Consider the following 14,716-nt stretch of genomic DNA (forward strand, 5'->3'; position numbering starts at 1 on the left):
GATGCCGCCACTGCGACGCATGCGATGGCCGATGCATCGCACACCGAGCACTCGAAAAAGCGATGCGACACCGCAACAAGTTCATCGCTCGCATGTCAAGAAGTGCTTGGTGTTTTGACACAACACTCTCATAATTCGCGTCCATAGGAAGTCCACCATGTTGGTTTGGGAAGAAGAGCTCCATCCCTCGACAAATCACTCGACGAGCACCGCGCCGAACCTCTCCAGTGCAGCGCGGGCCATGCCCCCGTCACCCCAACAATCGGTGTCCGTCGCTTCCTCCGCTGCAGCGTTCGCTCAGCCTCAACTCTCATCGGTCCCCCCGTCTGCCGGCGAAGCGCCGCTCGCCGCGCACAGCGTGCAATCGAGCAGCACGCGTCGTGTCAACGTCGCCGACAAGCGCATCATCAACGGCCAGACCGACGTCAACCAGCTGGTGCCGTTCAAGTACAAGTGGGCCTGGGAGAAGTACCTCGCCACCTGTGCCAACCACTGGATGCCGCAAGAGGTCAACATGTCGCGGGACATCGCCACGTGGAAAGACCCGAACGGCCTGACCGACGACGAGCGTCGCATCATCAAGCGCAACCTCGGCTTCTTCGTGACGGCTGACTCGCTCGCGGCGAACAACATCGTGCTGGGCACCTACCGCCACGTGACTGCACCGGAGTGCCGGCAGTTCCTGCTGCGTCAGGCGTTCGAGGAAGCGATCCACACGCACGCCTACCAGTACATCGTCGAGTCGCTCGGCCTCGATGAGAGCGAGATCTTCAATGCCTACCATGAGGTGTCGTCGATCCGGGACAAGGACGAGTTCCTGATTCCGTTCATCGATCAGATCATGGATCTGAACTTCCACACCGGCACGCCGGAGAACGACCAGAAGCTGCTCAAGTCGCTGATCGTTTTCGCCTGTCTGATGGAAGGGCTGTTCTTCTACGTCGGCTTCACGCAGATCCTGGCGCTCGGACGCCAGAACAAGATGACCGGCGCGGCCGAGCAGTACCAATACATTCTCCGAGACGAGTCGATGCACTGTAATTTCGGCATCGACCTCATCAACCAGATCAAGCTGGAGAACCCCCACCTCTGGACCTCCGAGTTCAAGGCCGAGATCAAGGCCCTGTTCCTGAAGGCCGTCGAGCTGGAGTACCGCTATGCCGAGGACACCATGCCTCGCGGCGTGCTGGGTTTGAATGCTTCGATGTTCAAAGGCTACCTGCGCTACATCGCGAATCGGCGCGCGACGCAGATCGGCCTCGAGGAGCTCTTCCCGAACGAGGAAAACCCGTTCCCGTGGATGAGCGAAATGATCGACCTGAAGAAGGAACGCAATTTCTTCGAGACCCGCGTCATCGAGTACCAGTCCGGTGGCGCGTTGTCCTGGGATTGAAGCGCGGGCACGAACGCTGCTCTCCAGGTCATGATGAAGAAGAGATCAAGATTCGCAAGTGATGATCGGCAGACACAGAAGCTGCAGACACTGCTTGCCACCCCATTCACCGCACCGGGGCGTCTCTCCAAGACGAATCTTCGGGTGGTGAATCGCCGCGCTGTATCGAGCAGCACGGTGCTTTTTGCAACTTGATCAAGGAGAATCGTTATGGCAACTGCAAAGAAACCGGCCGCGAAGAAGGCCGCTCCCGCGAAGAAGGCCGCGGCCAAGAAGGCTCCGGCCAAGAAGGCCGCTGCCAAGAAGGCTCCGGCCAAGAAGGCAGCACCGGCCAAGAAGGCCGCAGTGAAGAAGGTCGCCGCGAAGAAGGCAGCGCCGGCCAAGAAGGCCGCTGCCAAGAAGGCACCGGCGAAGAAGGCTGCCGTCAAGAAGGTCGCAGCGAAGAAGGTTGCGGCGAAGAAGGCCGCACCGGCGAAGAAGGCTGCTGCCAAGAAGGTCGCTGCGAAAAAGGCTCCTGCCAAGAAGGCCGCTGCGAAGAAGACCGCTGCGAAGAAGCCTGCTGCCAAGAAGCCTGCTGCGAAGAAAGCTGCGAAGAAGCCTGCTGCGAAGAAGGCTGCCGCTGCCGCTGCCCCTGCTGCGGCTCCCGCGCCTGCAGCGCCTGCGGCGAAGACCACGCTCAGCCCCCAGGCTGCGTGGCCCTTCCCGACCGGCGCCAAGCCCTGAGCGGCTCTCGCCTGCAATCCAAACCCGGCTGCGGCCGGGTTTTTTCTTGCACCTTGGCCGGCGTGTGAGGACTGCTGCCGCGGGCGATCTGCCGTCTTACGCGAAGCTCACGCGTCGCGGGCTGGAACTCGACTTCAGCGTGATCCCGAATGCGAAGCGTACCGAGATCGTCGGCCTGCACGACGGTGCGCTGCGGGTGCGGTTGCAAGCACCGCCGGTCGACGGCAAGGCGAACGAGGCGCTGCTGCGCTGGCTGGCCGAGCGGCTGGGAGTCGGCCGCGCGTCGCTGCAGGTGTTGCGGGGCCAGACATCGCGCCGCAAGGCAGTGCTGGTGGAGAGCGGTGCCGACGCGGGCGCGGCAGGAGCGCTGCTCGCGCGCCTGGTGCCCCACACGGCCTGAAGGTTACGCGAGGCCGAGCGCGGCGCGGTCGAAGCTGTGGTTCTGCGGGCCGCTGCAGGCGATCTTGATGGCTCCCACGCGATTGCCCAGCTCGGCGCAGCGCACGAGATCCCAGCCGCGCTCCAGCCCGTAGAGCAGCGCACCGCGGAAGGCGTCGCCGCAGCCCGTCGGATCCACCACCGCGCTGGCCGGCACGCCGGGCACGTGGTGCTTCTCGCCTCCGGCCCAGACCTCGCAGCCCTGCGAACCGAGCGTGACGACGATGCCCTGCAGGTGCGAACGCGACAGCTCGGCGAGGTCCTGCCCGGTACGTTCGCACAACAGCTTGGCCTCGTAGTCGTTGACGGCCACCCAGGTGGCCTGCGAGACGAAGCGGCGCAGTTCGTCGCCGTTGAACATCGGCAGACCCTGGCCCGGATCGAACACGAAGGGAATGCCCGCTGCCGCGAGCTGTTCGGCGTGCAACAGCATGGCGTCGCGGCCGTCCGGCGCGATGATCGCGAGGCGGATGTCGCTGCGCGGCTGCACCGCGGTCTGGTGCGCGAACTGCATCGCACCGGGATGGAAGGCGGTGATCTGGTTGTTGTCGGCGTCGGTCATGATGATCGCCTGCGCCGTGTAGCTCTCGCCGATGGTGCGGACGAACTCTGTCGAGACGTCCCAGCCGCGCAACCGGTCCAGGTACTCCAGCCCGTCGGCCCCGAGCGAGGCCATCACCAGCGGCTCGCCGCCGAGCAGCTTCAGCGAATAGGCGATGTTGCCCGCACAGCCGCCGAACTCGCGCCGCAGCGTCGGAACCAGAAACGAGACGTTCAGGATGTGGATCTGCTCCGGCAGGATCTGCTCGCGAAAGCGTCCATGGAAGTTGGTGATGGTGTCGAAGGCAAGCGAGCCGCAGATCAGGGCAGACATGGTTGCTCCAGGTGAGGGGGCGTCAGGGGTAGAAGGCGCCGACGGTGAAACTCGCGACGCGTCGACCGGGACTGCTGAATTCGAGTTCGAGCGAAACCTCTTCTTGTGCGCCTATGGCGTCGTTGGCGCGGAAGTCGGCCGGCGACAGCGCACGGCGCGCGACGAGCTGGCCATTGAAGTCGGACAGACTGAGATCGATGGCCGGCAGCGCGACCGGGACCGCGGCGTCGTTGCGCAGCAGCACCGTCAGGCGGTAGCTGTCGGTGGCGGCGCCGGGCGAGAGGCTGCTGCCGGCGATCGCGACGGCGTCGATGTTCTGCCATGGGCCGATCGTGCATCGGGCCAGGTTGCAGATACGGGCCAGCCACGGTCGCGTCGCCGGCCGGGTTGCAGCGAGCCAGTTGCGGTGATGGTGAGCGGCCTGCAGCAGCAGCGCTGCCAGCAGCAGCAGCGTCATCAGACCCAGCACGGTTCGCACCCAGGGACGCTGCCAGCGTGCCTCGCGTTCGGCCTTGCGCAGGAACTCGGGCGCGTTGGCCACGTCCGGCTTGCCGCGCTTGTCCCGCGGCGACGAAGAAGAACGCGATCGGCTCTTGCGGCGCGCGTCGCCGCCAGGCTTCGGCTGCCATGCACCAACGCCGGCGGCCACCGCTTGTGACTCGAGTTCGTGGCCTTCGAGCGTGCTGTCGAAGCGCGCATCGGCAAAACCGTCGTCGAAGTCCGGTGCCTTGCGCGCTCCGTAGGTGCTGCGGTTCAGAAAGCGGGAGTCGAGCACTTCGTAGGCGGTGGGTGCTTCTTCGCCGTCCGCCACGGCGGGCTGGGGTGGTGTCGGGGAGGGGGGCGGCGACGGAGCAGCCTGTGGTTGGGGCGGTGGCGGTGGTGGCGGTGGTGGTGGTGTGGTCTCGCGCACGACGGCCCCGCCACCCGCTGCAGCCACTGGTCGGTCCTTCAAGGGCGTCGGGACCGTCGGCGCGCTGTCGCGGTCCAGGTCGAACAGCCCCTCTATTGCATTGAAGACCTCGTTGCAGCGCCCGCAGCGAACCCAGCCCTCCGAGACCTTCAGCTGGTCTTGCACCACGCGAAAGGTGGTGCTGCAGGCAGGGCAACGGGTGGCAAGACTCATGGCGCGAATGATGCCATCAGGGTCGGCAATTCCGGCCCCCTCACGCCGGTGTGTCGAAGCGCGCCGTCATCAGGATCCAGCCCTCTTCGCGGTCGCTGACGCGCAGCTCGCACCAGGGGGCGTAGGCCGCGGTCAGCTCGTCGGCCTGCCGCTCGAGGATGCCTGCGAGCACCAGGTGCCCTTCGGTCGCGACATGGGCGCACAGCAGCGGTGCGAGCAGCTTCAGCGGCGTCGCGAGGATGTTCGCGAGCACCAGCGGATAGCTGCCCTGCGCAAGTTCGGGCAGGCCGGCATTCAGCGCAACGCTGTTGGCCCGCGCGTTGGCCCGTGTCGACTCGACCGCCGCGGTGTCGATGTCGACCGCGTCGATCTGGCGCGCTCCATGCAGCGCCGCACCGATCGCGAGGATGCCGGAACCGCAACCGTAGTCGAGCACGCGATGCCACGCGGACGCGTGCGACCCGGCATGCCGCGCAATCCAGCGCAGACACATGCGGGTGGTGGGGTGGGTGCCGGTGCCGAAGGCCAGCCCCGGGTCGAGCCGGATCACGCGCTGTGCTGCAGCCGGCGGCTCGTGCCAGGTCGGCACGATCCAGAACTCCGGCGTGATCTCGACCGGCGCGAACTGCGACTGGGTCAGTCGCACCCAATCCTGCTCCGGCACCGGTTGCAGCGCGACAACGTGGACGTCGTGGGCCCAAGGCTGGGCCAGCAGCAGTGTCGCGGCTTCGGTGGCTTCCGCCTCGCCGGGGAACAGAGCGCGCAGCGTCGAGCGCTGCCAGCCGCCTTTCGGTGCTGGCATGCCCGGCTCGCCGAACAGCGCCTGCTCGGCGTCGGTGTCTGCATCGGCGTCCTCGACCGACACCGACAGCGCCTCCAGCTCCATCAGCGCGTCCGAGACCGTTTCGACGAGCGCCTCACCGGCCAGCAGCAGCAGTTCAACCATGCGAGTACTCCACCGCGCCATAGCCAGCACGAACCACATTCGAGCAGACACCGCAGGTCCGGCTCCGCCGGTCTGCCAGTGGCGCCCCCGCGCGGGGGCGCGCGAGGCGCGAAGGGGGGGAGCCGATCACTAGCGCTTGTGCTGGCTCATCCAGCCTTCGAGGTAATGGATGCTGGTGCCGCCTTCGACGAACTTGGCATCGACCAGCAGCTCGCGGTGCAACGGGATGTTGGTCTGGATGCCCTCGACCAGCGTCTCCGACAGCGCGATGCTCATGCGCGCCAGCGCCTGTTCGCGCGTATCGCCGTGCACGATGATCTTGCCGATCATCGAGTCGTAGTTGGGCGGCACGAAGTAATTGGTGTAGATGTGCGAGTCGACGCGCACGCCAGGGCCGCCGGGCGGATGCCACATGGTGATGCGACCGGGCGAGGGCGTGAACTTGTACGCGTCTTCGGCATTGATGCGGCACTCGATCGCGTGCCCGCGCATCTCGATGTGACGCTGTGCGAACGGCAGCTTCTCGCCGGCCGCGACGCGGATCTGCATCTGCACGATGTCGATGCCGGTCACCAGCTCGGTCACCGGATGCTCGACCTGCACACGGGTGTTCATCTCGATGAAATAGAACTCGCCGTTCTCGTACAGGAATTCGAAGGTGCCGGCGCCGCGGTAGCCGATCTTGCGGCAGGCGTCTGCACAGCGCGCGCCGATCTTCTCGATGACACGCCGGGGGATGCCGGGCGCCGGCGCTTCCTCGATGATCTTCTGGTGGCGCCGCTGCATCGAGCAGTCGCGTTCGCCGAGGTAGACCGCGCTGCGATGCTGGTCCGCCAGCACCTGGATCTCGATGTGGCGCGGGTTCTCGAGGAACTTCTCCATGTAGACCGACGGGTTGCCGAAGGCCGCACCGGCCTCGGAACGGGTGGTCTGCACCGCATGGATCAGCGCAGCTTCAGTGTGCACGACGCGCATGCCCCGCCCACCGCCGCCGCCGGCCGCCTTGATGATGACGGGGTAGCCGACGGCGCGAGCGATCTTGATGATCTCCTTCGGGTCTTCGGGCAGTGCGCCCTCGGAGCCGGGCACGCAGGGCACGCCGGCCTTGATCATCGCGTTCTTCGCCGAGACCTTGTCGCCCATCAGGCGGATGCAGTCGGGCGTCGGCCCGATGAAGGCAAAACCGCTCTGCTCGACGCGCTCCGCGAAGTCGGCGTTTTCGGACAGGAAGCCATAGCCGGGGTGGATGGCTTCGGCGTCGGTCACTTCGGCGGCCGAGATGATGGCCGGCATGTTGAGATAGCTCTGGCTCGATGCGGCAGGGCCGATGCACACCGCCTCGTCGGCGAGCTTCACGTATTTGGCATCCCGGTCGGCTTCCGAGTAGACGACGACCGACTTGATGCCCATCTCGCGGCAGGCTCGCTGGATGCGGAGGGCGATCTCTCCGCGGTTGGCAATCAGTATCTTCTTGAACATCGTGATCTCCGCGACGAGCTGGTCCGGTGCCGGGGCATCCATCGGTGCTTCGCTTCGCCGCTGCGCCAAGCTGGCTGGGTCGCTGAGCGCGCTCTCGGGCGATCAGCGGTTAGAGGGTCGGAGGCGTTCCTGCCCTCACTCGATCACGAACAGCGGCTGCCCGTATTCGACGGCCTGCCCGTTCTCGCAGAGGATCTTGGTGACCGTGCCCGACTTGTCGGCCTCGATCTCGTTCATGATCTTCATCGCCTCGATGATGCAGATCGGCTCGCCCTCCTTGACCTGCTGGCCCAGTTCGGCGAACGGCTTGGCACCGGGACTGGAGGAGCGGTAGAAGGTGCCGACCATCGGCGACTTGACGACATGACCGGTTTCGACCGGAGCCGCCGCCGCGGGAGCTGCCGCGGCGGGTGCTGCAGTACCTGCCGAGGCCGGCGCCGCCGCCGGCGCTGCCATCATGACGGGGGCTGCCACGGCCGGGGCTTGCCCGTCCGACTTGACGATGCGCACCTTGCCGTCGGCCTCGGTGATCTCCAGTTCGGAGATGTTCGACTCAGAGACCAGGTCGATCAGGGTCTTGAGCTTGCGTAGATCCATGGTGCTCTCCAACTTTGCTTCTTGTCTTCGAACCGCGGTAATCGGGCGCCAACCAGGCGCGCATCTGCGATCAACCGCTGCGATCTCGAATAAAACCGGGGATTATGTCAGGCCGCGGGGGCCAGCTTTTCGAGCACGTGCTGGAGCGCCACGCGGTAGCCCGCTGCGCCCAGCCCGCAGATCACGCCTTCGGCCAGGTCCGAGAAATAGGAGTGGTGGCGGAAGGCCTCACGGCGGTGCACGTTGGACAGGTGCACCTCGATGAACGGAATGGCCACGGCCGCGAGCGCGTCGCGCAAGGCCACGCTGGTGTGGGTGTAGGCGGCGGGGTTGATGATGATGAAGCGGGTGCCGTCGGTGCGTGCCAGATGCACGCGCTCGATCAGCATCCCTTCATGATTGCTCTGCAGGTGATCCAGCGCTACCCCACGATCCGCGGCCAACTTCTTCAGATCTGCGTCGATCTGAGGCAAAGTGACCGAGCCATAGACCTGCGGCTCCCGAGTGCCGAGCAGGTTCAGGTTGGGACCGTGCAGAACGAGGATGGACATCGGCGTGGGGTCGTCGGGACGGCCTTCTAGCTGAGAAGGCGAGACTTTACGCGCAAATGGGCGCAAATGTCGAGAAATTGTTTCATGGTGGGCGCCCGCTAGGTGCCGAGGTCGCGGGCCCAGCCGGCGAGTTCCTCGAGGCTGGTCTCGCCCAGCTTGCGCCGCACGCTGCGGCCCGCGGCGTCGATCATCACCGTGAACGGCAGTCCTCCGTGGGGGTTGCCCAGCGCGCGCACGAGTTCCATGCCGGCGAAACCGCCCAGGCCGATCGGAAAGCCCACCGGCAGCCTGCGCAAGAAGGCCTGCACCGGCTCGCGCTGGTCGATCGCGATCCCGACCACCTGCCAGCCGTGTGGGCGGAACTGCCGGTGGAAGCGGTCCAGCTCCGGCATCTCGCGCACACAGGGGGCGCACCAGGTGGCCCAGAAGTTCACGACCAAAGGGCGGCCGCGCAGCTGGCGCATCGACAGCGCCGCGCCGTCCGGCGTTTCGAAATCATGCCGCCACAGCGCGTCGGCGTCGGTGGCGGCAGCAGGCTCGCCGCGACGCTGCCACAGCGCCAGGCCGGTGCCGCCTGCCGCCGCCATCACGCCGGCGCCGGCGGCGATGGTCCACTGGCGGCGGTTCATGAGCCGGCCTCGACCAGGGCGCGGACGGCTTCGACGCCACCGCGTTCGGTGCGCCCGCGAGCGTCCGGCTTCAAGGCGCCGCGCAGATCGTCGAGGTCGTAGACGACGAGGTGCACCGACACGCGTGCTCTCAGCTCGTGGCTGGTCTCGGTCAGCGTCAGCACGTCGACCTGTTCGCCGCGGAAGCCTTGGACCGATCCGACCTCGTAGTCCATGCCGCGGTCGATCAGGCGAATCTCGGCAGACTTGGAATCGTCGCAGAACAGGTTCAGCCAGACGTCGTTGAGCCGCGTCGCGGTGCCATTCCATACGGCGCCGGCCAGATACGGCCGGAATTCGGCGAGCCGCTCCATCCAGCGCAGTGCGATGGCGCGCAGCGCGGCCAGTTCGGCGGGCTGCGTGTCGGCGCAAAAGATGTCGATGTAAGCGCGCACCTCGTCCTCGACCGCGTCATTACCCGGCAGGTCCACGCTGGCCAGCGTGCGCTTGGACAGCAGCTTGGCCGCCTTGCGCTTGGCGGGGCCGTACTCCATGCCTTCCTCCACGATCAGCCGTGCGGCGGTGGCGGCGATTTCGGCAGCAAGCGGGGACAGGGATGCGGGCATGGGCAGGCGGGGCAGGGCAACCGGCATTCTAGGAGCGGGCCGCGCGCGCACCTCGGCTGCGGGCCTGCTGCCTTTGGGGTGTTCGCTGGCGGTCATGGCAGCTGGACTGCGCCCATGCGAGCCACGATGGTGCCGGCGCGCCCGGACACATAGGCCGAGCCGGGGCGCTTTTCGAAGCGCTTCGGTGCCGGCAGCATCACCGCCAGACGCGCGGCCTGGTAGGGTGTCAGCCGGTCGGCGCCGACACGGAAGTAATGTTGCGCGGCCGCTTCCGCGCCGAAGACGCCGTCGCCCCACTCGACGTTGTTCAGGTAGATCTCGAGGATGCGGCGCTTGCTCAGCACGGCTTCGAGCATGAAGGTGATGACGAATTCCTGGCCCTTGCGCAGAAAGCTGCGCTCGCCGGACAGGAACAGGTTTTTCGCCAACTGCTGCGTGATGGTCGAGCCGCCGACGATCTTCGGCGGTCGTGCCGGCGGTTTCTTCTGCCGCTGCGCAAGACGGGCCGTGCGCTCCTGCGCACGCGCGTTGCGTTCCCAGGCCTTCTCGATCGCGTCCCAGTCGATACCGTCGTGCTCGGTGAAGCCGGCGTCCTCCGATGCGATCACGGCACGCTTCAGGTGATCGGAGATGTCGTCGTAGTCGCGCCAGGCCTGGCGCCAGGGCAGCGCCCCTTTTTCGCCGACGATGCGGACGGCCTCTGCGCGCTGGAAGCTGGTCGACTGCGGGTCGATCACCGTCATCAGCACGATGCGCAGCAGGAAGTACAACTGCAGCGCCAGCCCGGCGAGCACGCACAGCACCAGCAACCGACCGGCGGCGGACCAGAGCGGCTTCATCACGAGGCCCGGGCGGATGCGCTGCGCAGTTGGGCAAGCACCGGTGTCGTGTCGGGCCGCACGCCGCGCCAGACGAAGAAGGCTTCGGCGGCCTGTTCAACCAGCATGCCGAGGCCGTCGCGGCCGGTCGCACCATGCGCTGCGGCCCATTGCAGGAAGCCGGCGGCGGCCGGGCCGTACATCATGTCGTAGGCCAGTGCGCCGCGTGCCAGCACCGATGCGGGCACCGGTACGCCGTCGCCTTGCAGGCTGGCGGCCGTCGCGTTGAGCACCAACTGGTAGCCCGTGCCGCATCCGTCCAGGGCCGCTGCGCTCAACTCGGCGCCGCAGCGCTCGGCGAGCGGCTGGTGCGCGCGCACCAGTTGCTGGGCCTTGTGCACGCTGCGGTTGGCCACGACCACGCGGCGCGGGCGCAGTTCGAGCAGCGGCCCGAGCACGCCTGCCGCCGCGCCACCGGCGCCGACCAGCAGCAGGTCGCGCCCGGCGACGTCGAAGCCGGCGTTGCGCTGCACGTCGGCCACCAGCCCGGCGCCGTCGGTGTTGTCGGCAAACCAGCCAGCTGCGTCGAAACGCAGCGTGTTGGCGGCCCCAGCCAGCCGGGCGCGCTCGGTGCTGCACGCCGCCGCGGCATGGGCCTCGAACTTGAAGGGTACGGTCACGTTGCAGCCCTTCGCGCCTGCAGCGGCAAAGGCCTTTACCGCCGGGACGAAGGCGTCGAGCGGTACCAGCAAGCGGGTGTATTCGAGCGCCTGGCCGGTCTGTCGGGCGAAGCAGCCGTGGATGAACGGGGACTTGCTGTGTTCGACCGGGTTGCCGGCCACGGCGTAGCGATCCATGCGGCGCAGTGCGAGCTCAGTTGGTCGTCAATGTGGTTTCGAGCGCGTCGTCGCGCGTGAACCGGAAGCGCGACACCACGACGATCTGGTCGGCCTTGGTGCGCATGCTGCTCGAGAAGGAACCGAACGGCCCGGCAGCGCGCACGATGGCCATGGCCTGGCGGTCGAGCACCCGCGAGTTCGACGGCTGCACGATCTCGGTGTCGACCACGTGGCCGTAGGCGTCGACCGTGACGATCATCGTCAGCTCGCCATAAAGCTTCTTGCCCTGGTATTCCGGGAAGTTGCGCGTGCCGCGGTCCTCGATCCTGCGGCGCAGCTGGTCGTAGTAGATGGCGTAGACCTCCTCGCGCGTGCTCGGGCTGATAAAGCGTCGCTTCGGCCGCGAGTTCTCTTCGTTGATGCGCTTCTCGATCTCGGCCAGCATGCGCAGCAACTGGCGACGGCGGTCTTCCTGCGCCTTGTCCTGCGGCGAGCCCTTGTCGCGGCGAGGGTCGGGCGGCGGCAGCGCGGCCAGCTCGTTCCTGATCTGCGTCAGCAGCCGGTTCTGCTGCTCCATCAGGGTCTCGATCTGCTTGCGCCTGTCCTCCATGGAGTCGCCGAGAGCGATCAGCGCCGACGGCGGCAGCGGCGACGTGGCGCGGCCTTTCTCCGCCTCGCCCCCGCCGGCGAGATTGGCCTGCGCGATCGCCTGCGCCTTCACCGGTGCATCGGCCGAGCGCGCGTTGACCAGCACCACTTCGAGCGGCGTGTCCTCGAACATCCGGTTGAAGCCTTCCGGGTCGACGAAGCGCACGGCGAGCAGCACGGCGTGCACGCCGATCGAGATCGCCAGCGCGATCTGCAGGGTGGTGAAGTTCTTCAGCATCCGTCGTCAGGCGGCGGGAGTGGTGGCGGCGGTATTGTCGCCTTCGCGCGGCTCGCCGTCCTCGACGTCGATGGCCAGCGACAACGGGCCGGCTGCCGCCTGGCCATCCTCGGCCTCGTCCTCGGTCGTGTCGTCGGCCAGCGGTGCCTCGTCGAGCCGGTCGATCACGCTGGCGTGGACGTCCAGCGTCAGCTCATCGACCGATGCGATGCGCACCTTGACCCGGGCGCCGCGTGCCAGGTTCTCGGCGCCCACTGCCCGCAACACCAGCGGCAGTGTCTCGGCACGCACGAGCCCGTCCTTCATCACGGCGGCCACCAGCTCGGTGATGCCGTTCTGTGCCAGGTGGCGCAGCGTCCAGTAGCGTTCGATGCCGGACTGGAAGTCGTTGTACGCGGAATAGGCCGCGTCGAAGCCGGAGATGACCGAGAACAGCTCGGCGTCCTTCGGCTTGAAGGGCGCCGCCAGCGGAGCGGTACGGCCGTGTCGCGCACACGCAATGATCTGCCACTGGTTGACGAGGTCGACATAGCGCCGCAGCGGCGACGTGGCCCAGCTGTACTGCTTGACGCCCATGCCGGCGTGCGGCAGCGCCTTGGTGCTCATGCGGACCTTCACGCCCGGCAGCAGGCTGGCCTGGCTGCGGTAGATGGCCGGCACGCCGAGTTCGGCCAGCCAGCCGCCCCAGGTGCTGTTGGCCAGGATCATCGCTTCGGCGACGATCAGGTCCAGCGGCTCGCCGCGTTTGCGGGTGCCGATGATCACTTTCTCGTGGCCGGTCGGCTCGCCGCTGCCGTTGCCCTCGAGCCGGAAGTTGTAGTCCGGGCGGGTGAAGTTCTCCGGCTTGCCGCGCACCACCTCGCGCTGCGCCTTCAGGTGGCGTGCAAGCCGGAACGCAAAGGCCAGCTCGGCGGGAAAGGGGTAATCTGCCGGCGCCTGGCCGGTCAGCGACGCTTCGGTGATGACGCCGTCGAGCTGATCGTGGCGCAGGTTGGCGCCGATCGGCACGCGCTCCAGCCGGGTTTCGCTCGCCTTCACGTCCAGTGTCGCCTCGTCCAGCGTCACGTAGAGCGACACCGCCGGGCAGTCGCGGCCTTCGCTCAGCGTGTAGGCCTGCACCACATCGTCGGGCAGCATCGTGATCTTGTAGCCCGGCATGTACACCGTGGAGTAGCGGTTGCGTGCCACCTGGTCCAACGGCGTGCCGGGCGTGATCGCGAGGCCCGGGGCAGCGATGTGGACACCGAACACGACGGTGCCGCTGCCCAGTCCTTGAACCGACAGCGCATCGTCGATCTCGGTGGTGGCGGAATCATCGATGCTGAAGGCCTGCACCGTGGCCAGCGGCAGGTCGCCGGGCACGGCGGGTGCGGCCAGCGGCGGGAAACCGTAGCCCTTCGGGAAGTGCTCGAACAGAAAGCGCCGCCAGTGGAACTGATAGGCACTGTCGATCGCCCCGGCGCGCTGGAGCAGGTCGAGAGGGGCGGCATGTGCGTGCTTGGCCGCTTCGACCACGGCCTTGTATTCAAGGGCGTTCTTGTCGGGCTTGAACAGAATCCGGTAGAGCTGCTCGCGGATCGGCTGCGGGCAGCTGCCCGAGGCCAGTTCGGCGGCCCAGGCGTCGACCTGGGCTTGCTGCTGCTTCTTGCGCTCGATGCCCAGCAGCGCGGCCTTGACGATCTCTTCCGGCGCTTTCTTGAAACGCCCCTTGCCGACGCGGCGGAAGTAGTGCGGCGCCTCGAACAGCCGCAGCAGCGCGGCGGTCTGCTGCACGGTGGAGGCCTTCTCGTCGAAGTAGTCGCGTGCTATGTCGATGAAGCCGAACTCCTCGTCGGGGGCGAACTCCCAGGCGAGGTCGAGGTCGATCTCGGCAGCCAGCGGCTCGGCCTGTGCGAGCAACTGAGCGGGTTGCGGCTGCTCGAACTTGAGCAGCACGTTGGCGGACTTGACCTTGACGCGCTTGCCGGAGTCGAGTTCGACCTGCATCGAACTCTCGGCCTCGGACATCACGCGGCCGGCGAGGAATTTGCCGGCGTCTTCAAAGAGGGCGAACATGACCGGGATTGTCGCCTGTCTTCGGCACCGGCCCGGGCGCAAGCCCGTGCGGGCCGGTGCGGTTTGTCGAGGCTAGACCGGGTCGAGGAAGTCGAACACGGCGTCGAGGTGGGTGTCGAAGTCCGACAACGCATGGTCGCCGCCTTCCAGCAGGCGGATGTGGCCGCCCCGGTAGCGCGCCGCCATCTCATGCCAGTCGAGCACTTCGTCGCCCTTGGCGATGATGGCGAGATAGCGTTGCGGTCGGGTCAGCGGCCCCGGTGCCATTTCGCGCAACTGGTCGACGTATTCGGGGCGGAAGTAGAAGCGCTCGCTGGTGTGCCAGGCCTCGATCTCGCCGATGTAACGGGCAAGGTCGCGTGCCGGGTCGACGGCCGGGTTGAGCAGCACCGCCCGGCAGCCCAGCCGTTCGGCCACCACGGTCGCATAGAAGCCGCCGAGCGAGCTGCCGATCACGCCCATGCGCTCCACAGGCCAGGCGTCGACACCGCGCAGCACCATGTCCAGAGCTTGCGAGGGCGACGGCGGCAGCTGGGGGCACCACCACTCGGTGGGACGCCCGCTCGCCTGCCGCTGTTCGATACGCCGTGCGACCTGCTGCGCCTTGGCAGACAAAGGCGAAGAACGGAAGCCGTGCAAATAGAGGAGGTGGGAGAAAGTCACGCCCGGAGCTGGTTCGCTGGAACAACGACGGAAGAAGGCCAGTCTATCCGGGGCTCGAACCGTGGTGTACCGCACGGCACTGGCATGCACGAGGGCC

At 67.1% G+C, this 14,716-nt stretch carries 16 protein-coding genes; 3 read left to right on the forward strand and 13 right to left on the reverse strand.

All coding sequences use genetic code 11. The features are described from left to right. Window positions 1–157: 157 nt before the first annotated feature. From M8A51_RS04110 to M8A51_RS04120, 3 genes are all read left to right on the forward strand, one after another. A complete protein-coding gene (locus tag M8A51_RS04110) occupies window positions 158–1,393 on the forward strand; it encodes a ribonucleotide-diphosphate reductase subunit beta (protein WP_251776852.1) in 1,236 nt (411 codons plus the stop codon). A gap of 210 nt (window positions 1,394–1,603) precedes the next feature. Then, window positions 1,604–2,116, forward strand: a complete 513-nt coding sequence (locus tag M8A51_RS04115) for a histone H1-like DNA-binding protein (protein WP_251776853.1) — start codon at window positions 1,604–1,606, stop codon at window positions 2,114–2,116. A gap of 64 nt (window positions 2,117–2,180) precedes the next feature. After that, the gene (locus tag M8A51_RS04120) at window positions 2,181–2,516 is read left to right on the forward strand and encodes a DUF167 domain-containing protein (protein WP_251776854.1); all 336 of its coding nucleotides are present in this window, start codon (window positions 2,181–2,183) and stop codon (window positions 2,514–2,516) included. A 3-nt stretch (window positions 2,517–2,519) separates the two neighbouring features. Here M8A51_RS04120 and M8A51_RS04125 read toward each other — a convergent pair whose 3' ends face one another. The 13 genes from M8A51_RS04125 to M8A51_RS04185 all read right to left on the reverse strand — a co-directional run bounded on the left by M8A51_RS04125 (window position 2,520) and on the right by M8A51_RS04185 (window position 14,619). Then, window positions 2,520–3,428: a carbohydrate kinase family protein gene (locus tag M8A51_RS04125; protein WP_251776855.1), complete on the reverse strand. Its 909-nt coding sequence runs from the start codon at window positions 3,426–3,428 to the stop codon at window positions 2,520–2,522. Between the two features lie 22 nt (window positions 3,429–3,450). After that, window positions 3,451–4,551, reverse strand: a complete 1,101-nt coding sequence (locus M8A51_RS04130; protein ID WP_251776856.1) for a zinc-ribbon and DUF3426 domain-containing protein — start codon at window positions 4,549–4,551, stop codon at window positions 3,451–3,453. A gap of 40 nt (window positions 4,552–4,591) precedes the next feature. After that, window positions 4,592–5,497 (reverse strand): 50S ribosomal protein L11 methyltransferase, encoded by a 906-nt coding sequence (prmA, locus tag M8A51_RS04135; protein WP_251776857.1) that lies wholly within the window; start codon window positions 5,495–5,497, stop codon window positions 4,592–4,594. 129 nt (window positions 5,498–5,626) lie between these two features. Beyond that, complete coding sequence (gene accC / locus M8A51_RS04140) at window positions 5,627–6,976, reverse strand: acetyl-CoA carboxylase biotin carboxylase subunit (protein ID WP_251777040.1); 1,350 nt, start codon at window positions 6,974–6,976, stop codon at window positions 5,627–5,629. Window positions 6,977–7,111: 135 nt separating this feature from the next. Next, window positions 7,112–7,573: an acetyl-CoA carboxylase biotin carboxyl carrier protein gene (gene accB, locus M8A51_RS04145; protein ID WP_251776858.1), complete on the reverse strand. Its 462-nt coding sequence runs from the start codon at window positions 7,571–7,573 to the stop codon at window positions 7,112–7,114. A 107-nt stretch (window positions 7,574–7,680) separates the two neighbouring features. Then, window positions 7,681–8,124, reverse strand: coding sequence for a type II 3-dehydroquinate dehydratase (gene aroQ / locus M8A51_RS04150; protein ID WP_251776859.1), 444 nt, complete (start codon window positions 8,122–8,124; stop codon window positions 7,681–7,683). Window positions 8,125–8,222: 98 nt separating this feature from the next. Then, entirely contained in the window at window positions 8,223–8,753 is a 531-nt protein-coding gene (locus M8A51_RS04155; protein WP_251776860.1) for a TlpA disulfide reductase family protein, read from the reverse strand. Beyond that, window positions 8,750–9,358, reverse strand: coding sequence for a hypothetical protein (locus M8A51_RS04160; protein WP_251776861.1), 609 nt, complete (start codon window positions 9,356–9,358; stop codon window positions 8,750–8,752). The genes M8A51_RS04155 and M8A51_RS04160 overlap by 4 nt, the downstream gene beginning before the upstream one ends. A gap of 92 nt (window positions 9,359–9,450) precedes the next feature. Continuing rightward, the gene (mtgA, locus tag M8A51_RS04165) at window positions 9,451–10,197 is read right to left on the reverse strand and encodes a monofunctional biosynthetic peptidoglycan transglycosylase (protein WP_251776862.1); all 747 of its coding nucleotides are present in this window, start codon (window positions 10,195–10,197) and stop codon (window positions 9,451–9,453) included. Then, window positions 10,197–11,033: a shikimate dehydrogenase gene (aroE, locus tag M8A51_RS04170; RefSeq protein ID WP_251776863.1), complete on the reverse strand. Its 837-nt coding sequence runs from the start codon at window positions 11,031–11,033 to the stop codon at window positions 10,197–10,199. Before aroE ends, mtgA begins: the two co-directional genes overlap by 1 nt. Window positions 11,034–11,049: 16 nt before the next feature. After that, window positions 11,050–11,901, reverse strand: a complete 852-nt coding sequence (locus M8A51_RS04175) for an energy transducer TonB (protein ID WP_251776864.1) — start codon at window positions 11,899–11,901, stop codon at window positions 11,050–11,052. 6 nt (window positions 11,902–11,907) lie between these two features. After that, on the reverse strand, window positions 11,908–13,956 hold the full coding sequence (locus tag M8A51_RS04180) for a ribonuclease catalytic domain-containing protein (RefSeq protein WP_251776865.1): 2,049 nt from the start codon (window positions 13,954–13,956) through the stop codon (window positions 11,908–11,910). Window positions 13,957–14,028: 72 nt separating this feature from the next. Beyond that, complete coding sequence (locus M8A51_RS04185; RefSeq protein WP_251776866.1) at window positions 14,029–14,619, reverse strand: YqiA/YcfP family alpha/beta fold hydrolase; 591 nt, start codon at window positions 14,617–14,619, stop codon at window positions 14,029–14,031. Window positions 14,620–14,716 lie beyond the last annotated feature (97 nt).

This window comes from Caldimonas mangrovi, from assembly GCF_023721835.1.
Lineage (GTDB): Bacteria > Pseudomonadota > Gammaproteobacteria > Burkholderiales > Burkholderiaceae_C > Caldimonas > Caldimonas mangrovi.